A 20,246-nucleotide genomic window follows, 5' to 3' on the forward strand; every position below is an offset into this window, starting at 1 on the left:
GCCACTGCCGTCGTCGTCGCGCCCGAGCTGGCTGCCGCCGCGCGCGCCGTCGTCGCGATCGCCGCCGTGCCCGCGCCTGGAGGCCAGCTCCCACACCCACCACAGGCCCAGGGCGAGCGCCAGGGGCAGTCCGATCGGCCGGGCAACGGAGCCCACCATGATGAGCAGCGCCGCGAGGGCGAGGCGCCCGCGCTCGGCCGCCATGAGCGCGCCCGCGACGAGCAGCAGCCCCAGCGACTCGGCGTAGGGGACCTGGAGGACGGCGGCGCACATGGAGGTCCACGTCAGCGCCACTCCCCACAGTGAGGCCGTCTTCCCGACCCGCGGCGCCAGCCAGCGGTCCATGACGACGGCGCCCGCCCCCGAGGCCGCGATCGACACAAGAGCCGCCGCCGGGTAGAAGGACAGGCCCAGCCAGGTCAGCGGGGTGGCGAGCAGTGGGAGCAGGGGCATGAACGCCCAGGAGTTCTGCGCGACGGCGCCGCCATCGCCCTTCGGCAGGACGGCCGGGTAGCCCTCGCGGAAGATGCGCTCGTACCAGCCCGCGTCCCAGAAGGACATGTGCTCGCTCCACGACGGCGCGGGCCCCGCCCACGGTGTCGCCGGAGCATCCTGCGCCCCGAGCCTGAGCATGACGAAGGTCAGGAGGCTCGCCGCGGCCCAGACCCCCAGGACCTGAAGAGCGCGAGGCGCTCGCCGCAGGGCTTGGGAAACGCCGACGGCGGGGCCGGGCAGCGGAGCGGGGCCGGCGGGCGCGACCGGGACGGGCCGGGGGATCGGCGCCGTCGGGGAATGGCTGTCAGACACGGGGGCCAGGGTACGGGCAGATCATGCGGACATCGACACCCTGCCGTAGCCTGTGCCTGTGAGCGCACCCATTGTCGCCGTCATCGGGGGCGGGCAGCTGGCCCGCATGATGCAGGAGGAGGCCTCCGCCCTCGGCATCCGCCTACGGGCCCTCGTCGAGGCCCCCGATGGGTCGACGGCGCAGGTCACCGCCGATTCACCCGTGGGCGCCGCCGACGACGCCGCGGCCGTCCGCGCGCTCGCGACGGGCGCCGGTGCCCTCACCTTCGAGCACGAGCACCAGGACGACGCGCTCCTGCGGGAGCTGGCCGCCGAGGGAGTGGGCGTGCGGCCCTGCCCTGACGCCCTGCTCCTGGCCCGCGACAAGATCGCCATGCGCCGCGCCATGGATGCCGCCGGCCTTCCCCAGCCCGCCTGGGCCGAGGCAACCGGGGACGCCGCCGCCATCCGCGCGGCCGTGCGAGCATTCGCCGCCGAGCACGGATGGCCCGTCGTCCTCAAGACCCCTCGGGGCGGCTACGACGGGCACGGCGTCCTCCTCGTGCGCCAGGACCGCGAGCTCGAGGCCGGCCGCGCCGGCCAGTGGATCGACGCCGTCGCCTCCGGGGGCGCCACCGGTGCCGGAGGGAGCCTCGGGGGAGGGGCCGTGACCAGCCTCCTCATCGAGCAGGCCATCCCCTTCACCCGCGAGCTCGCCGCCCTCCAGGCCCGCTCGCCCAGCGGGCAGATCGCCTCATGGCCCGTTGTGGAGACCATCCAGGCCGACGGCATGTGCTCCGAGGTGCTGGCCCCCGCCCCCGGGCTCGACCCTGCCGCCGCCGACGAGGCCGCCCGCATCGGGCGCGAGATCGCCGAGCGCTTCGACGTCACCGGTGTGCTCGCCGTCGAGCTCTTCGCCGTCGAAGCCTTCGGGGAGCCGACCCGTCTCTTCGTCAACGAGCTCGCCATGCGCCCCCACAACTCCGGCCACTGGACGCAGGACGGCTCCGTGACCAGCCAGTTCGCGCAGCACCTGCGTGCCGTCCTCGACCTTCCCTTAGGGTCGCCCGCGCCCACCGCCGACGCCTGCGTCATGGTCAACCTCATCGGCGGGATCCGCGAGCCGGACGACGGCGCCCTGGCCCGGGCGATGGCCGCCGACCCCGAGGCGCGCATCCACCTCTACGGCAAGTCCTGGCGCCCCGGCCGCAAGCTCGGGCACGTCAACCTCACCGGCCCCGCTGGCAGCGAGGAGGACTTGCGCGAGCGGGCCCGCGCCGTCGTCGCCATCCTGCGCGGGGACGCCTGAACCGCCGCGCAGCCGTCCTTCCCCCGTCCGCTCGTCCTCGTCCCGACAACCCCGTCCAGCGAAAGGCCCGCCATGCCCGAGACCCCCACCGCCCTCGGCGGTTCCGCTGCCGCCCCCCAGCCGCTCGTTGGCCTCGTCATGGGCTCCGACTCCGACTGGCCCACGATGAGCGCCGCCGCGGACGCCCTCGACGAGTTCGCCATCCCCTACGAGGCCGACGTCGTCTCCGCCCACCGCATGCCCACCGAGATGATCGACTACGGGCGTGAGGCGGCCGCGCGGGGCCTGCGCGTCATCATCGCCGGCGCCGGGGGAGCGGCCCACCTGCCCGGGATGCTCGCCGCCGTCACCGAGCTGCCGGTCATCGGTGTGCCCGTGCCGCTCAAGCACCTGGACGGCATGGACTCCCTGCTGTCCATCGTGCAGATGCCCGCGGGCGTGCCCGTGGCCACCGTCTCCATCGGCGGGGCCCGCAACGCCGGACTGCTGGCCGCGCGCATCCTCGGCGCGGGGCAGGGAGCGGAGGCCGAGCGCCTGCGGGAGGCCATGCGCGCCTTCCAGGCCGACCTCTCCGAGGTCGCCCACGCCAAGGGAGCGGCGCTGCGCGAGCGGGCTCGGAGGAACTGACGGGAGCTGAGAGACCGCCCCAGGTCCCGGGAGATCCGGGCCCCGCCCGTGGCACGATACAAGTGTGGCCCCTGATATCTATGTCCGCCGCCTGCCGATCCTCGACAGGCTCGCAGGCTCCCTGATCCTCGTTTTCGCCACCGCGCTGAGCATTGCCTGCCTCGTCGCCTCGGCGCGGCTGGACTCCACCCCGCCGGGGGCGTGGCCGGCGTCGATCCCGCTCAGCCTCCTGCTCCTGGCGGTGGCCTGGCTGGGGTGGAGGGCGGCGACGTCGCGGCTCGTCGCTGACGCGGCCGGCCTCCATGCGCGCAACGGCTTTCGCACCCACCACCTCGCCTGGCCGCCGGCGCGCGGCTTCCTCGTGGCCGCGCTCAGCGGGAACGGCATGGTCCGCTACACGGTCCAGTACTGCCCTGCCGACGGTGGGAGGCGGGTCCTCATCTGGGCGCTCCGGAGGCGCTCGCGCGGTGAGGAGCGCGCGATCCAGGAGATCGTGGATCTATGGGAATGGGCCAGCGCTCGCGGCTATGTTTCCCGGGCCGAGCCGCCCGAGGGGACGCTGGCAGCCCAGCGCCCGGCGCCTGTGACCCCCAGCGCCCACGCCCGCCCCGCACCCGCCGCATACGGGGTGATGCCCGCTGCCAGCCCCGGTCCTCTGGCCGCGCCGCCCGATCCCGCCGCGGACCGCCTCGTGTTCCGCCAGGAGCTCCTGCCGCGCTGGGCGGTGCTCGCCCTGGCCGCGCTGATCTGCGGGGGCGCGGCGCTCGCGGCTATCCGGGTCCTGAAGCGGGGAAACGTCGTCGACACGGTGTTCCTGGGCATCGAGGTGCTCATGCCCTGCGCGCTGTCGCTGGCCGCGCTCGCGGTCGCGATGCGGGTGCGAGTCGTCGTCGACGGTGATGGCATCCACTCCCGTGTGGTGCGGACGGCCCATCTGCCCTGGCCGGCCTCGCGCCATGACCTGTTCGTGTTCATGATCCGCGGTTCATCCCTCGTCATCGCGATGGCCGCCTGCGCGGCGCCCGACGGGAAGCGCCTGCGCCTGATCGGCTTGGTGGCCAGTGGCTCCGATCCGATGACGCCCGGGCGGGCCAGTGGCGAGGTTTGAGGATTGCACCTGGGATTGAGGCGGCGCGGAGTGTGGGCGGCGGACAGCAGGGCCCTGTGACCTGCGCCTACGTATGACGTGACGAGAGGTCAGAAAAAGCAATCCTCAAACCTGGCCATTTCGTCCTGCATCGCCAACGTCATGACCCACAACACCTAGACTGGGCGCATGAGCATTCTTGTCGCAGGTGGCGCTGGCTACATCGGCGCCCACGTTGTCCGTCTGCTGCTCGAGCGCGGGGATGAGGTGATCGTCGTCGATGACCTCTCCTACGGGTCCCCCGAGCGGGTCAAGGGCGCCACTCTCGTCGAGCTCGACGTCGCCTCGGGCCAGGCCCCCGAGCGCCTGACCGAGGTCATGAAGGAGCACGGCGTCACCGCCGTCATCCACTTCGCCGCGCGCAAGCAGGTCGGCGAGTCCGTCGCCCGCCCCGCCTGGTACTACCAGCAGAACGTCGGCGGCCTGGCCAACATGATGCTCGCCATGGAGGCCGCGGGCGTCGACCAGATGATCTTCTCCTCCTCCGCCGCCGTCTACGGCATGCCCCCCATCGAGGTGGTCCCCGAGGACATCGACTGCCACCCCATCAACCCCTACGGGGAGACCAAGCTCATCGGCGAGTGGATGATGGCCGACGCCGAGACCGCCTGGGGCCTGCGCTGGGCTGGCCTGCGCTACTTCAACGTCGCCGGCGCCGGCTGGGACGACCTGGGCGACATGGCCACCCTCAACCTCATCCCCATGGTCATGGACCGCCTCGCCAAGGGCGAGACCCCCAAGATCTTCGGCACCGATTACCCCACCCCGGACGGCACCTGCATCCGCGACTACATCCACGTGCGGGACCTCGCCACCGCCCACATCGCCGCGCTCGACTACCTCGCCGGCGGCAAGGAGATGGCCGAGCACGTCTTCAACGTGGGCACCGGCGTGGGCGCCTCCGTGCGCGACGTCGTCGCCAAGGTCATCGCCGCCACCGGCCTCGGCATCGCTCCCGAGGAGCTGCCCCGCCGCGCCGGCGACCCGCCCCAGCTCATCGGCAACGCTGAGCGCATCGGCGCGGTCCTGGGCTGGAAGGCCGAGCACGACCTCGACGATATCGTCGCCTCCTCCTATTCGGCCTGGCAGGCCGACCCGAACCGGCAGCACTTCGCCTGACCGACGGCGCGGCGGGCCTCGGCGAGCCGCCCGGGCCAGCAGACGACGGCGGGGCGCGGGTGGCAGACCACCCGCGCCCCGCTCGCGCGTCCTGAACCGGTCTCGCCGTGCTGTTCGCCCGGTTTCGCCGTGCTGTTCGCCCGGTCTCGGCGGGTTAGGCGGCGGCGGAGCGCATGCGGGCCCGGCCGATCGCCAGTGCCACTGCACCGATCGCCACGGCGAACAGGGCGCACACCCCGATCTGCCCGTACATGGGAGCCAGCGTATCCATAGAGGTCGACGAGGCTGCGAAGGCGTCGCGGATCGGCTGGTTCGCCCAGTACGCGGGGGTGAGCTTGCCGATCTGCTTGACGACGTCGGGCATGAGGCTCAAAGGGATCCACGCCCCGCTGAGGAAGGAGAACACCAGGCCACCGATGTTCGCCACCGCGTTCGTCGCGTTCTCACTCATCCTCAGCTGCCCCATGAAGAAGCCGAAGGCGATCCCCACCATCGTGTAGGCCAGCAGCGCGGTCGCCGCGACCACGTACCGGGGCAGGCTCTCGCCCGTCGAGTCGGCGCCCAGCACCTGCATGCCCAGCTCGTAGGTGAGCACCCAGCCCACGACACCGACCACCGCGAAGGCAGCCGCCATCCCCAGGTTGCGCTTCATGACGGGTTCCGGGGAGACACCCAGCCGGATGCGCAGGGGCCGGTTGCCCATCACCCGCATGATGAGGCACACGATGTTCGTGGTGAAGGCGAACAGCGAGTAGAGCGCCATGCCGAAGAACACGAGGAGTCCCTGGGGCATGGAGATCCCCTCGCCCTTGATGACGGAGGCAGGTGCCGTCTCCTTCATGGAGATGCCCGTGGAGCCCACCGCCTGGTCCGCTGAGGCCGCTGTCGTGGACCGGTAGGTCAGGACCTGCCCCACATACGTGGTGACCTGCTGCGCCATGAGGGGAGCAGCCGCAGAGCTCGGCGCCAGAACCGTCCCCACACGCGGGAGGGTGGACTCGGCGTCGGAGATGGAGGTACCGGAGCGGACCTGGGTGGCCGCGTTCTCGACGGCGTCGCCCAGCCCTTCGGGGATGATGACGATGAGCTCGACCTCGTCGCGGGCCAGGGCGTCCTGCATGGCACGGCGGGAGTCGGCCACCTCCACGGCGTTGCCGGAGCCCTCCATGTAGGCAGCCAGGCCCTGGGAGACCGGCGAGTGGTCGCGGTCGACGACCGCCAGGTTGACCTTGGCGTCCAGCAGCTTGTCGCTGGTCTGCCCGCCCTGGGTCATTCCGGTGATAAGACCCAGCATGTTGACCGCCACCAGGAAGGCGATGGCATAGACCTTGTGGGCTCGGGCAATGCGCAGAGCAGTCTTAAAGGTGCGCATGACTCATCCTCCTCATGCGGATGGTGGCGAGGGTGGCCAGCACCGCCGTCATGGCGAGCATGATCCCGATCGCGGTGGCGAAGGCGGACAGGGTGTCGTAGTAGAGCAGGCTGTAGAAGGCGCGGGTGGACTGCCACAGCGGGTTCGCGTGGGCCAGCCACGGCACCGCGGTCTCCACCTTGTCCGCCAGGGTCTGGGAGGGCCGGCCGTACAGGCCGGTGAACAGGGACAAGATGGTGCTCAGCGCGGTGACGATCCCGGTGCTCAGGCGCGGCACCGTCCCCAGGACCGCGCCAGCGGCGCTGAACAGCAGCGCGGTGATGGCCACCGCCAGGAACGACCACTGCCAGTGGACCCCGAAGTTCACCTTGCACACCCACCGCATGTAGAGGAAGCCGATCGTCAGGCAGGCGGTGAGCGCGACCCACACGGCGGCCATGACACCGGCCAGGATCCTCCACCTGGGGATTGCGGCCATGGTCCGCCGGGTACCGGTCGGGGAGGAGCCGGCCACCACCGAGCGGACGGAGACCATCGCCATCACCATGCCGGAGGCGGCGGCGAAGGCCAGCAGGGCGAAGTAGTAGCGGGCCGTCGACGAGCCCGACGACGGCGTCACCTGAACTTCGCTGGTCAGCTCCTGGCCGTGGCCGGGCTTGTCCAGGATCTGCAGCACCGGGGCCAGGCGGGCCTGGGCGTCCTCCGGGGAGGTGGCACCCTTAGCGGTGTCGATGGCGATTGACTCGCCCATGGCGGCGGTGCGCGCGTAGGAGTCCATGGCCCAGCGCAGCACCACGGAGGTCTCCGCTGCCGCGCCCTCACCGGTCAGGCGCAGGTCGGGTGTGCGGTCCGTGACGACGATGTAGCCCTGGATCGTGCCCTTGTCGGCGGCGGCCTGGGCTGCCTCCTGGCTGGAGTACTCGGTGACGATCGCCAGGCGGTGCTCAGCGTCGGGGGCGGAGATGCCAGTCATGAGGTCGCTCAGGCCCGGGGCGTCGGAGTAGGCCTGGTCGGTCACCACGCCGAGCGGCATGGGGGTCAGCTCGGCGTTGTCGATGCGCTGGAACATCGCCATGAAGACGGTGGCCAGGATGAGGGGGAACATGAGGGTCCACACGAGCATGGACCTGTCGCGCACGAGTGCGCGCAGCTGGTAACTGAATGCCGTGCGCATGTCAGGCCTCGTCCCGCAGGGCCCGCCCGGTGATCTCCAGGAAGACCTCGTTGAGGGTGGGCGGCTCGGAGGTCACGCGACCCACCACCGCGCCGGAGGCCGCCAGCGCGGCAAGCACGTCAGCCAGGTTGTGCCCGCCGGGGCGGCACTCGACGGTCAGCTCGGTGGAGGCTGCGGCGTCGGCACTGGTGGTGGCAGAGCGGACGCAGGGCAGGGAGCGGACGGACTCCAGGGCGGCGTCGGGAAGCGGCGTGGGGTCGACGACCTCCACCGTGATGCGCTCGCCGGTGCCGATCATGGCCTTGAGCTCGGCGGAGGTGCCGGAGGCGACCTCGCGGCCGTGGTCCATGATGACGATCCGGTCGCACAGCTCCTCGACCTCCTCCATGTAGTGGGAGGTGTAGATGATGGTGGCGCCGTCGGCGTTGAGGCGGCGGATGCCCTGGAGGATGGACTCGCGGCTCTGCGGGTCGACGGCGACCGTGGGCTCGTCCAGGATGATGAGCTCGGGCTTGTGGGCGATCCCGCAGGCGATGTTGAGGCGGCGCAGGAGGCCGCCGGAGAGCTTCTTGGGGTGGAACTTCGTGAAGCGCTCCAGGCCCACGAAGGCGATGGCCTCCTCGACGAGCTCGCGGCGACGGGCGCGGTCGGTGACGTACAGGGCGCAGAAGGCGTCGATGTTCTCACGCACGGTCAGCTCGTCGATGACGGCGACTTCCTGGGGGATGAGGCCGATGCGGCGCTTGAGGCCGTAGGCGGTGGCGGCCATCTTCTTGCCGAAGACGCGCACCTCGCCGCGGTCGTAGGTGAGCAGTTGGAGCAGGCAGGAGATGGTGGTGGTCTTGCCCGAGCCGTTGGGGCCCAGCAGGCCGAGGATCTGCCCGCGCGGGATGCGCAGGGAGAGCCCGTCGACGGCGGTCAGGTCGCCGTAGCGCTTGACGAGGCCCGTCACCTCGACGGCGGGAGCGGTGGTCTCGGGGCTAGAAGCAGTGGGCGCGGGGGGTGCCGGTGCAGGTGATGCAGGGGCAGCCGGCGGGCCGGGGCGCTGAGTCGCGTTCATGGTTCCTCTCCCAGGGGCGTGGGGATGCGATGACTCCATGGTCCCGGGAGCGCGGCGTCGCGCCCAGTGCCTGGACTCACCGGATCGCCGCCCCAGGGGTGACTTCTGTCAGGGGTAGCTCGATCGGGGGATCCCTCGCGCGACGGCGGCGCTGGCGGCCGGGCTGTGCCATCATCGGGCCCGTGAAGGTTCTGGCGGACAAAGCGGTGCTGCTGGCCGGCGGGTCGCTGGTGCTGGCCGGCGTCGCCACCGGTGCTACTGCCAGTGCCAGTGTCAGTGCCACTGCCCCGGGTCCACTGGCCGTGTCCTGCCTGCTGCTCGCCGTCGTCCTGAGCGCGGTCGCCTCCGCCTGGGAGACGCGCGCGTGGGCCGCTCCCATCCCCCTGGTCACCCTGCTGATCGCCGCGCTCAGCCCGCTGGGACTGTCGGGAGCTCCGTTGGCCGCGTACGACGTCGTGCGCCGCCTCCGCCTCTCCACCGGCCACGGCGAGGGCGCCACCTCAACCGCTCCCGAGCAGAGCCCCGTCGCCGGGCCCCTCGACAGCCCCCTCGCCAGCCTCGACGCCGTCGTCGCCGTGGGCGCCGCCCTCTTGTCCGCCTCGACCCTCCGCTGGGCGGGCCAGGAGCTCGCGCTGACCGGCGTCCTCGCCTGCGCGGCGTCGCTTCTCGCGGTGCGCAGCGCGGATGAGCAGAGGCAGCGCGCCCGCCTGCTCGCCGCGCACGACGACCTGCGCGCCAAGATCCGCTTTCTGCGGGCCTCTCGCGCCGAGCTCGTCGAGGCCCAGGAGTACCAGGCGCGCGCCGCCACACTCGCCGAGCGCACGCGCATCGCCCACGACATGCATGACACGGTCGGCCACCAGCTCACCCGGCTCCTGTTCCAGGTGCGCGCCCTGCAGACAGTCCACGCGGGCGAGCCCCAGATGACCGGGGCGCTGGACGGCCTCGGCTCGGGGCTGGAGGAGTCCCTCAGCGCCATGCGCGCCTCCGTCCACGCGCTGTCCGATGACGGCGTCGACCTCGCGGTCGCCCTCCACACCCTGGCCGCCTCCAGTCCCGTGCCCCGGGTCAACGTCGACTGCGAGGTGGAGGCGCCGCCGCCCGCGCCCGTGTCGCGCTGCATCGTCGCCGTCGTGCGCGAGGCCCTCACCAACGCGGCCCGCCACGGCCAGGCGGCCAGTGCCCGCGTGGCGGTCGCCGACTTCCCCGGCTTCTGGCGGGTGAGCGTGAGCAACGACGGCGGGGCGTCGGATCGCACGGGGATCGACGACGGCTCCGACGGCGAAGGTATGGGGCTGCGCTCGATGCGCGAGCGGCTGCGCGCCCTGGGCGGTACGCTCCACGTGCAGCCGCGCCCGGTGTTCACGGTCACGGCGACGATCACGAAGAGCGGGAGGAGCGAGCCGTGAGGGTCCTGGTGATCGACGACGACGCCCTCATCGCCCAGTCGCTGGCGACGATCCTCGGCGCGGAGCCCGACATCGACGTCGTCGGCACCGGCTCCAGCGGCGCCGAGGCGATTGAGCAGCATCGCGAGCTGGCCCCCGACGCGCTCCTCATGGACATACGCATGCCCGGCATGGATGGGCTCGCCGCCGCCGAGACGATCCTGGCCGAGTCCCCCGGCGCGCGGATCGTCTTCCTGACCACCTTCGCCGACGACGACTACATCGTCCGCGCCCTGCGGATGGGCGCGCGCGGGTACCTCATCAAGCAGGACATCGCGCAGATCGCCCCCGCGCTGCGCAGCGTCATGGCGGGGGTGAGCGTCCTGGAGGGCCAGGTGCTGGAGCGCACCACGGTGCTGCGGGCGGGTGCCGACCGCGGGGAGCAGGTGCGCGCCCAGGCCTTCGCGCCCCTGACCGACAGGGAGTTCGAGGTGGTGCAGGGCGTGGCTGAGGCGCTGGACAACGAGGAGATCGCGGAGCGGCTCTTCATGAGCGTGGGCACCGTGCGCAACCACATCAGCTCGATCCTGGCCAAGCTGGGGCTGCGCAATCGCACGCAGATCGCCGTGCGCTACTACCGCGCCGAGGCCGGCTGACGCCCGGGCCAACAGACGACGGCGGGGCGCGGGTGGCAGACCGCCCGCGCCCCGCTCGCGCGTCCTGAACCGGTCTCGCCGTGCTGTTCGCCCGGTTTCGCCGTGCTGTTCGCCCGGTCTCGCGGGTTAGTTGGTGGAGGTCTCGACCTTGTTGAAGTCGGAGGAGGAGAGCTTGCCCTCGCGCAGCTTGGAGAAGAAGTCCGGCGCGGTGGTGTCCCTGAGCAGCACGGCCGCCCCGATGCCGCCCGGCTCGTAGTCGAGGGAGTCGATCGGCGGGGCGCCGGTGAGGCCGTCCGACGAGGCCGAGCGGAAGCCGAGGACCATCTGCCCGATATCCGTCAGGCCGGTGTCGTTATCGGCGGTGAGCACCTTCGTTCCCGCGTCCACCAGCTTGTCCTGGCGCGGCCAGCTGATGATGGTCTTGGCGGAGACCGCCTTGTCGACGACGGCGCTGATGACCGCGCGCTGGCGCAGGCCCCGGCCGATGTCCCCCGTGGGGTCCGACTTGCGCATGCGCGAGTACGCCAGGGCCTTCTCGCCGTCGACGTGCTGGCAGGTGCCCTTCGAGGTGTCCCAGACGAGCCCGGAGTCGGGGTCGTCGACGTCGTAGTCGAGGCAGACATCGACGCCGTCGACGGCGTCCACCGTCTCCTTGACGCCGGCCATCCCGACCTCCACATAGTGGTCGATCGTCAGGCCGCTGAGATCCTCGACGGTCTTGACCAGCAGCTTCGCGCCGCCATAGGAGTAGGCGGCGTTGATCTTGTCCCCGCCGTAGCCCGGGATCTCCACATAGGTGTCGCGCGGCAGGGTCGTCAGGGAGGACTGGCCGTTGTTCTTGTGCAGCAGCATGATCGAGTCGGCGCGGGCGCCCTCGGTGCCGTCCTCGGCGACGCCGCCGTCGCCCCGGGCATCCGAGCCCACGATGAGCCAGGTCTCCCCGGCGGTGTCCTTCGCGCCGGACAGGGCGTCCACCCGTCCGAGCTTGTCATCGACCTCATGGGCGAGCCAGGCCACCCGGCCCACGATGACCCCGAGCACGAGGATGATGACGAGGGCCGACCAGCCCAGGACCCGGCGCCAGCGGCGGCGGCGAGGCTTGCCGCGCCCCGGGCCGAGGGGCTCGGGCCCTGAGGGGTATCCGGGTCCCATGGGGCCGCTCGGGCCAGTGGGGACCGCGCCCGGGAGGGGCTGGCCCTGCCAGTCGGCTGAGGAGGGGCCGTAGGACGCGGGGAAGGAGCCCGGGAAGCCGGAGGCCCCAGCGCCGTAGTCCTGGCCAGCGGGCGGGTACCCGGAGGGGAGGGCCTGCGTGGCATCGGGGGAGGGGCGCTGCGGCGCTGCGCCGAGGGGACGGGCCGACGATCCGGGCCTGGCGTGGCTGCCTCCCACCGAGCCTCCCGCAGCGCCGCTGGCGGCTCCCGGCTGCGGGGGCGGCGTCGGGCGCTGGCGCGGGGTCGCCGTCGGCGCGGGGGGCGGGGCCTGCTGCCCCGACCGCCCCTGGCCGCCACCGGCCCCTCCGAGCACGCTGTGGCGCACGGGGGCCTCAGGGGCGGGTCTGGGGTCCGGCTGCTGGGCCTGCCTCACCGCTCGCGGCGGCCTCGGGGGCCGTGGCGCCCGTCCTCCTGAGCCCGGGGTGACGCTGGGAGGGAGATCGTCGCTTGACGTCATAGGGCGTGCGCCTCACTTGCACTGGGCGGCAGGGTCGTTGGAGGGAGTCTCGGAGGCGGGCGCCTGTGAGGCAGGCGCGTCGCTGGGCTTGGCGGCGGGGGCCTGGGTCTTCTCCGCCGCGTCGGTCGAGGAGGGGTCCGTCGCCGCGGCGCCTGTGGAGTCGGGCGCCGGGGAGGCCGTGGAGCCATCCGCCTTGCCGCTCACCGAGTTGGTGGGCACGGCGGTGTCATTCTTGAGGGCCTTCCAGATCGGCTTGGCGTCATCGGTGGCCACGACGCGGTTGGCATCCGACTCGGCAGGCGCGTTGGGGACGGTGAGGAAGGTGATGTGGTCCATCCCGATCGACTGGATCGAGCTGGCCAGTCCCTGGAGGTTGTTGAGATCGCCGATCTTCTCCGAGGTGGTCAGCGCCCCCAGGGCGGTGCGGGCGAAGGAGTAGAGCTCGTTGGCGTTGGACAGGATGTTCTTGCTCTGGGCCGTGCGGATCATCGCGCCCATGAGGTTCTGCTGGTGCTGGATGCGCCCGATGTCCGAGCCGTTGCCGTAGCCGTGGCGGGCGCGCGCGTACTTGAGGCCATCGGTGCCGTTGAGGTGCTGGCAGCCGACGCTCAGGTGCAGCTGGGTGTAGTCCGGATCGTCGATCTCCTCGGAGACGTAGAGGTTGACGCCGCCCAGGGCGTCGACCATCGTCTCCAGGCCGTGGAAGTCGACGACCATGAACTCGTCGATGTTGACGCCGGTCATCTTCTCGACGGTGTTGATCGAGCAGGCGGCGCCGATGGCCAGCGCCGTCGCGTCCGTGCCCGTGCCGGCGCCGGTGGCGAAGGCGTTGTTGAACATGGTGTCCGACTGGGGCGCGGACTCGGTGTCGTCATAGGTCTTGCACTTGGGGATGTCCACGAGGAGGTCGCGGGGGATGGAGACGACCTCCACGCGGGAGCGGTCCGCGGAGACGTGCATGATCATCGCCGTGTCCGAGCGGGCGACGGCGGTGTCGTCGCTGCCGTCGGAGCCATCGACGTTGTTGGCCCCGCTGCGGGTGTCCGTGCCCAGGACGAGGATGTTGAGCGCGTGGCCGTCGTAGGAGTCGCCGATGGCGTCCGTGCGCGTGACGGAGCCGTCCAGGTAGCGGTCGATGTTGATGCGCGTGATCTGGCCCTGCAGGTCCATGTACGCGAAGCCCGCCGCCGAGGTGACGAACAGGGCGAGCGACAGGAACACCAAGCCGACCCGGCGGGCTGTTCGCCTCCCCAGGTCTTTGATCGAATGCCGTGCGTGTGGCTTCTCGATGTTGGGCACGCGTCGAGTCTAGAGAATCAGCCAAGCGAGGCCTAGCGCCGTGACGCCGTCGAGACATGATCTTCCTCAGGTCTGGATGACTGGCGTCACACCGCCTCGGCGGGGCCCCGTCTCGTCTAGGCTCAACCCCGTGAAGGATCTCGTCCCCGCGCCCTCCGATCGGCTGGATCCGGCCGATGAGAACCGTCAGCCCGGCGTGTTGCCCGAGCCCGGCCAGGCCGCGCCCGAGCCCGGCAGCGGTCAGCCGGGCGCCCGGCCCGGACGCGTGCGCGTGGTGACTGTCGCCTACAACCCCGGGGACGAGCTCGAGCGCTTCCTCGTCTCCCTCGCGGACGCCACTTCCCGCGAGATGGCCGTCGTCATCGCCGACAACGGCGAGGAGCACGACGTCGTCGAGACCGTCGCCGCCGCGCATGGCGCCCGCGTCATCGGCGACGGCGTCAACCGGGGCTACGGCGGGGGCGCGAACCTCGCCGCCCAGGGCCTGGCGGAGGACTGGATCGTCGTGGCCAATCCCGATCTCGTGTGGCGCCCGGGCAGCCTCGATGTCCTTATCGACGCCGCGATCGCCCACCCCGAGGCTGGCGCGCTCGGCCCCCGCCTCCTCAACGAGGACGGCACCGTCTACCCCTCCGGGCGCGCGCTGCCCTCGCTGACGGCGGGCACCGGCCACGCCCTCCTGGGGAGGGTCTGGCCCTCCAACCCCTTCTCCGCCCGCTACCACGGCGGCAATGAGGACGTCACGCACGCCGTCGGCTGGCTCTCAGGCGCCTGCCTCCTCCTGCCCGCCGACGTGTGGCGCGAGCTGGGCGGATTCGACGACGGCTACTTCATGTTCTTCGAGGACGTCGACCTCGGCGCGAGGGTCGGGGCCCTGGGGAAGGTCAACCTCCAGGTGCCCGAGGCTGTCGTCGTCCACGAGCAGGGCGCGAGCTGGAAGGCCCGCCCCGAGCGGATGATCCGCGCCCACCACGCCTCGGCGCGCCGCTACATGAGCGCCTCCCACCCGGCGCCCTGGCAGGCGCCGCTGCGCTGGGCCCTGTCCGGTGGCCTGCGCGCGCGCGAGGAGATCGCGGTGCGCGCCGCCCGGCGCGGCTGAGCGCACTGAGCCTGCCGCCCTCCTGCCCTCAGAGGCGCGCCCGCCCTCAGGGGCGGGTCCGTCGTGCCTCGGCCGGGGGCTCCGGCGCGGCGTCGATCGCGACGCGGCGCGCCAGCCGGGTGATCTGCCGCTCCAAGGAGGCCTTGCGGCGGAAGGAGGAGTGGACGTTGAGGAGGAAGGCGATGACGAGGGCGTAGAGGAGGAGGTCGGCGCCGCGGCCCACGCCGACGGCGTTGGCCACCTGGGTGGTCAGGCGGGGCAGGCTGATCGCGATGACCGCGAAGAGCACGAAGGTCAGGGTCAGGAGGCGCCGGCTGGCCTGGTGGCGCGCCCCGCCCGGGCTGCGCAGCATGGTCCAGCCGATCGCGACGACGGCGATGACGAGGATCGCCTGGATGATGATCTGGGGGCTCACTGGCTGCTCCTATGGATGGGCGGCGGGTGCGGGATGGCGATGGGCGCTCAGCTGAAGAGCAGGTCGACGAGGATGTTGATGGAGTTCCACAGCGACTGCCCCTTGGCCTTGGAGTAGTCGGTGTAGGTGATGGTCACGGGGTGCTCGCGCCAGGGCAGGCCGGTGGCGGCGAGCTGGCGGATGATCTCCGAGGCGTGCGCCATGCGGTCCTGCTGCAGGCTGATCTGCTCGGCGGCGTCGCGCCGCAGCACCCTCAGCCCGTTGTGCGCGTCCGTCATCCGCATCCCCGAGGAGCGGGAGGAGGCCTTGGCTGCCAGCGCCAGCACGAGGCGCTTGGCCGGGCCCACGGGGGAGGGGCCCTCAAGGAAGCGGGAGCCGAGGACGAAGCCGAGACCCTCGGCCCTGGCCGCCGCCACCATGGCCCTGGCGTCGTCGGGGGAGTGCTGGCCATCGGCGTCGAAGGTCACCATGTAGTCCGCGTTGGTCTTCTCCAGGACGTAGTCGATGCCGGTCTGCAGCGCGGCTCCCTGGCCCCGGTTGATCGGGTGGCGCACGACGATCGCCCCGGCGCGCTCGGCCTGCCGCGCGGAGGCGTCCTTCGAGCCGTCGTCGACGGCGACGACGTAGGGGAACACCTCGCGGGCCGACTCGATGACGTCGGCGACGACCTGGGCCTCGTTGTACAGCGGGATGACGAGCCAGGCGTCGGTCACCGGGGAGGAGTCCTGCCTAGCGGGTGCGGGGGTGCTCACTACGGCATTGTCGCACGCGCGCGCCGATCCGCCCCGCGGATGGGCCTCCCGCGAGCCGATCGTCGCAGGCCGTGGCCCCGGGGGCGGTACCATGGGGCGATGGTCGCGGCGCGACCTGGTCTGGCGCCGCGATCCCCTGCGGTCTCTGACCCGCCCATACCAACGACGGCGCCTGGCCGGGATGATTCCGCCGGGCAGCAAGGAGCCGCAATGGCAGTCCGGATCGCCGAGTCAGCCGACGTGTCCCCCGAGGCCGTGATCGGCGAGGGGAGCAGCATCTGGCACCTCGCCCAGGTCCGCGAGCGCGCGGTGCTCGGCGCGGGCTGCGTCATCGGGCGCGGGGCGTACATCGGCGAGGGCGTGCGCATGGGGGACAACTGCAAGGTCCAGAACTACGCGCTCGTCTACGAGCCCGCCATCCTCGCCGACGGCGTCTTCATCGGCCCCGCCGTCACGCTGACCAATGACCACTTCCCCCGCGCCGTCAACCCCGACGGCAGCCTCAAATCCGCCTCCGACTGGGAGCCCGTGGGCGTGACCATCGAGGAGGGCGCCTCCATCGGCGCGCGCGCCGTCTGCGTGGCACCGGTGACGATCGGCGCGTGGGCGACCGTCGCCGCGGGCGCCGTCGTCACCAAGGACGTCCCCCCGCACGCCCTCGTCGCGGGGGTGCCCGCTCGCCGCATCGGCTGGGTGGGCCGCGCGGGCGAGCCCCTCGAGCCCATTGATGTCCCTGCGTCCGTCGAGTCCGTCGAGTCCGCTGAGTCCACTGGTCCTGCCGGGCCCGACGGCGATCCCGCCCCCAGGTGGCGCTGCCCCGCCACCGGTACTGTCTACGAAGAGTCCGACACCACGATCCGAGAGGTCTCCCACTGATGGAACGCAGCTTCATCCCCGCCGCCAAGCCGATCATCGGCTCCGAGGAGCGCGAGGCGGCCGGCGCCGTCATCGACTCCGGGATGGTCGTCCAGGGCCCGCAGGTGGCCGCCTTCGAGGAGGAGTTCTCCGCCGCCATGGTCGTCGGCGCCCACTGCGTGGCCGTCAACTCCGGCACCTCCGCCCAGCACGTGGCCACGCTCGCGGCCGGCCTTCCCGAGGGCGCGGAGGTCATCGTCCCCTCCTTCACCTTCGCCGCCACCGCGAACTCCGTGGCCGCCGCTGGCGCCACCCCCGTCTTCGCGGACATCGACCCGGTCACCTTCACCCTGGACCCCGCCAGCGTCGAGGCCGCCATCACCGAGCGCACCGCCGCCATCGAGGTCGTCCACCTCTACGGCCTGCCGGCCACCATGCCCGCCATCATGGCGATCGCCGAGCGCCACGGCCTGGCCGTCTACGAGGACTGCGCCCAGGCGCACGGCGCCGCCATCGACGGCACTCCCGTGGGCACCTTCGGCGCCTGGGGCTCCTTCTCCTTCTACCCCACGAAGAACATGACCACCCTCGAGGGCGGCCTCATCTCCACTCGCGATGCAGAGCTCGCGCGCACCTGCCGCCTCATCCGCAACCAGGGCATGGAGAAGCAGTACGCCAACGAGGTCATCGGGCTCAACAACCGCATGACCGATGTCAGCGCCGCCGTCGGGCGGGTCCAGCTCGGCAAGGTGGGCGCCTGGACCGATCAGCGCCGCTCCAACGCCGCCACCCTCGACGCGGGCCTCGCGGGCGTCGACGGCGTCGTCACCCCGCATGTGCCGGACGGCTACCGCCACGTCTACCACCAGTACACGGTCCGCTTCGAGGGCATCGAGGGCGCCGCGCGCGACGAGATCGCCCGCGTCCTGCGCGAGGAGTGGCAGATCGGCACCGGCGTCTACTACCCGATCCCCAACCACCGCCTGGCCTCCCTGGAGCGCTTCGCCCCCGGCCTGGAGCTTCCCGGCACGGAGAAGGCCGCCCGCGAGTGCCTCTCCCTGCCCGTCCACCCCTCGCTCACCCCCGAGGACCTCGACCGGATCATCGAGGCCGTCGGCGCCGTCGCGAAGGCGGGTGCCTGAGATGAGCGCGACCACCGCCCCTCAGGGAGCCCCCGCCACCCAGGGCGCCGAGCGCGCGCTGCGCGTGGGCCTCATCGGCCTGGGCTCCATGGGCCGCCACCACGCCCGCGTCATCCGCGCCACCCCCGGCATGGGGCTCGTGGCCGTGGCCGATCCCGGCGGCGACCGCTTCGGCGTGGCCGACGGCCTGCCGGTCCTGCCCGATGTCCGCGCCCTCATCGACGCCGGGCTCGACGCCGCCATGGTCGCCGTGCCCACCGTCTACCACGAGGAGGTCGCCCTCGCCCTGGCCGAGGCCGGTGTCCCCGCGATGGTGGAGAAGCCCATCGCCCACAGCGTCGAGGCCGGCCACCGGGTGGCCGACGCCTTCGCCTCGCGCGGGCTCGTGGGCGCCGTCGGCTACGTGGAGCGCTGCAACCCGGCGCTGCGAGCCCTGCGCGCCCGCCTCGACGCCGGCGACCTGGGCGAGGTCTACCAGGTCCTCACCCGCCGCCAGGGTCCCTTCCCCGCGCGCATCAGCGACGTCGGCGTCGTCAAGGACCTGGCCACCCACGACATCGACCTGACCGCCTGGGTGGCCGACTCCCGCTACACCTCTATCAGTGCGCATGTGGCCCACCGCTCCGGGCGGGACAACGAGGACATGGTCGTGGCCGTCGGGCGGCTCGCCAACGGCGTCATCGTCAGCCACGTCGTCAACTGGCTCACCCCCTCCAAGGAGCGGGTCACGATCGTCACCGGGGAGAAGGGCGCCTACGTGGCCGACACCCTCACCGGGGACCTCACCTTCTACGCCAACGGCACCGTGGCCACCGACTGGGACCAGGTGGCCGCCTTCCGCGGGGTGAGCGAGGGCGACGTCGTGCGCTACGCCATCGAGAAGCGCGAGCCCCTGGCCCTGGAGCAGGAGCGCTTCCGCGACGCCGTCCTGGCGGGCGCGGGCGCCCCCGGCAACGAGATCGTCACCATGGCCGAGGGCGTGGCCACCCTCGAGGTCGTCGAGGCCGTCCTCGCCTCCGCCGCCGAGAACCGGACGGTCGAGTTGTGAGACTGCCGCGGCTGCGAGGCGCGCTCGCGGTGGGCGCCGCCGGGGCCCTCGCCGCGGCGGCCTGGGACCGGACCAGACCCGCGCGGGGCGCCGTTATCGCCACCCGCCTCTACGCCCCCGAGGCCGCCGCCGCGGCCCAGCGCCTGCGCGGCCTGGCACTGGCCCTGGCGGAGCGCGGCGAGCGGGTGACCGTGCTGACCTCCACCCCGCCGGGAATGGAGGCCCCCCATGATCCGGGTGTCGAGGTGCGCTCCGTGCCCGCGCTGCGCGATGAGTCCGGCTACGTGCGCGGCTACGCGCACTACATGAGCGTGGACGCTCCTCTGGCCGTCCGGCTCCTGGCGCGGCGCCGTCCCCGAGTCGTCATCGCCGAGCCCCCGCCCACGACCGGCGCCGTTGTGCGCGCGGTCTGCGCGCTGCGCGGCATCCCGTACGCCTACTACGCGGCGGACGTCTGGTCCGATGCCTCGCAGTCCATCGGAGCCCCGGCATGGGTGGCGAGCTCCCTGCGCCTCGTGGAGCGCTTCGCCCTGCGCGGCGCGCGGCGGGTCATCGCGGTGAGCGACGGCGTCGCCAGTCGCGTCGGCGAGCTCGGGGCGCGCGACGTGGAGATCGTGCCCAACGGCATCGACACGGACGTCTTCACCCTTGAGGGGGCGCCCCATCCGGGCGCGCCCGCCGCCCCCTACTTCGTCTACGCGGGAACCGCCTCGGAGTGGCAGGGCGCCGGTGTGTTCATCGAGGCGCTGCACCAGGTCCACCTCACCCATCCCGAGGCGCGCCTGGTCTTCCTCGGCCAGGGGAGCGACTGGGAGAGTCTCATCGCCCGGGCCCAGGGCGACGAGCGGATCGGGTTCAGCGGGCTCGTGCCCCCTGATCAGGCCGCCGCCTGGCTGCGCGGCGCGGCAGCCGCGGTCGTCTCCATCCGGCCGGGCCTGGGCTACGACTTCGCCTATCCCACGAAGATCCTCGCGGCCCTGGCCTGCGGGACGCCCGTCGTCTACGCCGGCCCCGGCCCGGCCCGCGAGGACCTGGGCGCGAACCGCCTCGGTCACGCCTGCGACCACGAGGCCGGCGCCGTCGCCGAGGCGATGCTCCGCTCGCTCGCGGACGCCGCGGCTCCCGGGAGCCAGGCCGAGGCCGCCAGGCGGCGGGCATGGGTGGTCGAGAACCGCTCCATGCGCGCCGCGATGGGCCGAGCCGCAGACGAGATCCTTGAGATCTCCTCCTGACAGTGGGGATGCGCCGGTCCGGAACGTGACGGGCTACTACTCGATCCCGGCTCCCGGGTCGGTGGTCTCACCGGCCAGCGCCCCATTACTTTGCTAAT

General features: G+C 72.3%; 18 protein-coding genes and 1 pseudogene. 11 read left to right on the top strand and 8 right to left on the bottom strand.

The window, feature by feature from the left end; genetic code table 11:
* Positions 1-807: pseudogene (locus A1QA_RS16235) on the bottom strand (hypothetical protein); the annotation flags it as partial.
* A gap of 58 nt (positions 808-865) precedes the next feature.
* Here A1QA_RS16235 and A1QA_RS0111335 point away from each other — a divergent pair.
* From A1QA_RS0111335 to galE, 4 genes are all read left to right on the top strand, one after another.
* Complete coding sequence (locus tag A1QA_RS0111335) at positions 866-2,095, top strand: 5-(carboxyamino)imidazole ribonucleotide synthase (protein ID WP_017179021.1); 1,230 nt, start codon at positions 866-868, stop codon at positions 2,093-2,095.
* Between the two features lie 72 nt (positions 2,096-2,167).
* A complete protein-coding gene (gene purE / locus A1QA_RS0111340; protein WP_017179022.1) occupies positions 2,168-2,722 on the top strand; it encodes a 5-(carboxyamino)imidazole ribonucleotide mutase in 555 nt (184 codons plus the stop codon).
* A gap of 64 nt (positions 2,723-2,786) precedes the next feature.
* Positions 2,787-3,830, top strand: a complete 1,044-nt coding sequence (locus A1QA_RS0111345; RefSeq protein WP_017179023.1) for a PH domain-containing protein — start codon at positions 2,787-2,789, stop codon at positions 3,828-3,830.
* Positions 3,831-3,998: 168 nt separating this feature from the next.
* On the top strand, positions 3,999-4,988 hold the full coding sequence (galE, locus tag A1QA_RS0111350) for a UDP-glucose 4-epimerase GalE (protein WP_017179024.1): 990 nt from the start codon (positions 3,999-4,001) through the stop codon (positions 4,986-4,988).
* Positions 4,989-5,142: 154 nt separating this feature from the next.
* Here the strand turns inward: galE and A1QA_RS0111355 are convergent, their stop codons facing one another.
* Genes A1QA_RS0111355 through A1QA_RS0111365 form a run of 3 tightly spaced genes read right to left on the bottom strand, consistent with a single transcriptional unit; the run spans position 5,143 to position 8,633 of the window.
* On the bottom strand, positions 5,143-6,360 hold the full coding sequence (locus A1QA_RS0111355; RefSeq protein WP_017179025.1) for an ABC transporter permease: 1,218 nt from the start codon (positions 6,358-6,360) through the stop codon (positions 5,143-5,145).
* Complete coding sequence (locus A1QA_RS0111360) at positions 6,347-7,534, bottom strand: ABC transporter permease (RefSeq protein WP_017179026.1); 1,188 nt, start codon at positions 7,532-7,534, stop codon at positions 6,347-6,349. Before A1QA_RS0111360 ends, A1QA_RS0111355 begins: the two co-directional genes overlap by 14 nt.
* A 1-nt stretch (position 7,535) precedes the next feature.
* Entirely contained in the window at positions 7,536-8,633 is a 1,098-nt protein-coding gene (locus A1QA_RS0111365; RefSeq protein WP_244266149.1) for an ABC transporter ATP-binding protein, read from the bottom strand.
* Positions 8,634-8,776: 143 nt separating this feature from the next.
* On the opposite strand from A1QA_RS0111365, the gene A1QA_RS16060 reads away from it, so the two are divergent.
* Together A1QA_RS16060 and A1QA_RS0111375 are read left to right on the top strand one after the other, a co-directional pair.
* Complete coding sequence (locus tag A1QA_RS16060) at positions 8,777-10,003, top strand: sensor histidine kinase (RefSeq protein ID WP_017179028.1); 1,227 nt, start codon at positions 8,777-8,779, stop codon at positions 10,001-10,003.
* The gene (locus A1QA_RS0111375) at positions 10,000-10,638 is read left to right on the top strand and encodes a response regulator transcription factor (RefSeq protein ID WP_017179029.1); all 639 of its coding nucleotides are present in this window, start codon (positions 10,000-10,002) and stop codon (positions 10,636-10,638) included. Before A1QA_RS16060 ends, A1QA_RS0111375 begins: the two co-directional genes overlap by 4 nt.
* A 126-nt stretch (positions 10,639-10,764) precedes the next feature.
* Here A1QA_RS0111375 and A1QA_RS15570 read toward each other — a convergent pair whose 3' ends face one another.
* Together A1QA_RS15570 and A1QA_RS0111385 are read right to left on the bottom strand one after the other, a co-directional pair.
* The gene (locus A1QA_RS15570; protein WP_017179030.1) at positions 10,765-12,027 is read right to left on the bottom strand and encodes an LCP family protein; all 1,263 of its coding nucleotides are present in this window, start codon (positions 12,025-12,027) and stop codon (positions 10,765-10,767) included.
* Positions 12,028-12,318: 291 nt separating this feature from the next.
* Positions 12,319-13,605 (bottom strand): LCP family protein, encoded by a 1,287-nt coding sequence (locus A1QA_RS0111385; RefSeq protein WP_026048897.1) that lies wholly within the window; start codon positions 13,603-13,605, stop codon positions 12,319-12,321.
* 130 nt (positions 13,606-13,735) lie between these two features.
* Between A1QA_RS0111385 and A1QA_RS0111390 the strand changes: the two genes are divergently transcribed.
* Complete coding sequence (locus tag A1QA_RS0111390) at positions 13,736-14,704, top strand: glycosyltransferase family 2 protein (RefSeq protein ID WP_017179032.1); 969 nt, start codon at positions 13,736-13,738, stop codon at positions 14,702-14,704.
* A 46-nt stretch (positions 14,705-14,750) separates the two neighbouring features.
* Here A1QA_RS0111390 and A1QA_RS0111395 read toward each other — a convergent pair whose 3' ends face one another.
* Both A1QA_RS0111395 and A1QA_RS0111400 read right to left on the bottom strand, forming a co-directional pair.
* Positions 14,751-15,119 (bottom strand): DUF2304 domain-containing protein, encoded by a 369-nt coding sequence (locus tag A1QA_RS0111395; protein WP_017179033.1) that lies wholly within the window; start codon positions 15,117-15,119, stop codon positions 14,751-14,753.
* A 47-nt stretch (positions 15,120-15,166) separates the two neighbouring features.
* Complete coding sequence (locus A1QA_RS0111400) at positions 15,167-15,871, bottom strand: glycosyltransferase family 2 protein (protein ID WP_051000649.1); 705 nt, start codon at positions 15,869-15,871, stop codon at positions 15,167-15,169.
* Positions 15,872-16,081: 210 nt separating this feature from the next.
* Between A1QA_RS0111400 and A1QA_RS0111405 the strand changes: the two genes are divergently transcribed.
* From A1QA_RS0111405 to A1QA_RS0111420, 4 genes are read left to right on the top strand one after another with little or no spacing between them, the layout of a single operon-like run.
* A complete protein-coding gene (locus tag A1QA_RS0111405; RefSeq protein WP_017179035.1) occupies positions 16,082-16,747 on the top strand; it encodes an acyltransferase in 666 nt (221 codons plus the stop codon).
* Positions 16,747-17,868 (top strand): DegT/DnrJ/EryC1/StrS family aminotransferase, encoded by a 1,122-nt coding sequence (locus A1QA_RS0111410; protein WP_017179036.1) that lies wholly within the window; start codon positions 16,747-16,749, stop codon positions 17,866-17,868. Before A1QA_RS0111405 ends, A1QA_RS0111410 begins: the two co-directional genes overlap by 1 nt.
* 1 nt (position 17,869) lies before the next feature.
* Positions 17,870-18,916, top strand: coding sequence for a Gfo/Idh/MocA family protein (locus A1QA_RS0111415; protein ID WP_017179037.1), 1,047 nt, complete (start codon positions 17,870-17,872; stop codon positions 18,914-18,916).
* Positions 18,913-20,148, top strand: a complete 1,236-nt coding sequence (locus A1QA_RS0111420; RefSeq protein ID WP_154652396.1) for a glycosyltransferase — start codon at positions 18,913-18,915, stop codon at positions 20,146-20,148. Before A1QA_RS0111415 ends, A1QA_RS0111420 begins: the two co-directional genes overlap by 4 nt.
* Positions 20,149-20,246: the final 98 nt, after the last annotated feature.

The organism is Actinomyces timonensis DSM 23838, assembly GCF_000295095.1.
GTDB classification, from domain to species: Bacteria; Actinomycetota; Actinomycetes; order Actinomycetales; family Actinomycetaceae; genus Actinomyces; species Actinomyces timonensis.

Coding starts and splice junctions, on each gene's coding strand:
- A1QA_RS0111360 (WP_017179026.1), bottom strand. CDS start 7,534: ATGCGCACGGCATTCAGTTACCAGCTGCGCGCACTCGTGCGCGACAGG.
- galE (WP_017179024.1), top strand. CDS start 3,999: ATGAGCATTCTTGTCGCAGGTGGCGCTGGCTACATCGGCGCCCACGTT.
- A1QA_RS0111405 (WP_017179035.1), top strand. CDS start 16,082: ATGGCAGTCCGGATCGCCGAGTCAGCCGACGTGTCCCCCGAGGCCGTG.
- purE (WP_017179022.1), top strand. CDS start 2,168: ATGCCCGAGACCCCCACCGCCCTCGGCGGTTCCGCTGCCGCCCCCCAG.
- A1QA_RS0111415 (WP_017179037.1), top strand. CDS start 17,870: ATGAGCGCGACCACCGCCCCTCAGGGAGCCCCCGCCACCCAGGGCGCC.
- A1QA_RS0111410 (WP_017179036.1), top strand. CDS start 16,747: ATGGAACGCAGCTTCATCCCCGCCGCCAAGCCGATCATCGGCTCCGAG.
- A1QA_RS0111365 (WP_244266149.1), bottom strand. CDS start 8,633: ATGGAGTCATCGCATCCCCACGCCCCTGGGAGAGGAACCATGAACGCG.
- A1QA_RS0111355 (WP_017179025.1), bottom strand. CDS start 6,360: ATGCGCACCTTTAAGACTGCTCTGCGCATTGCCCGAGCCCACAAGGTC.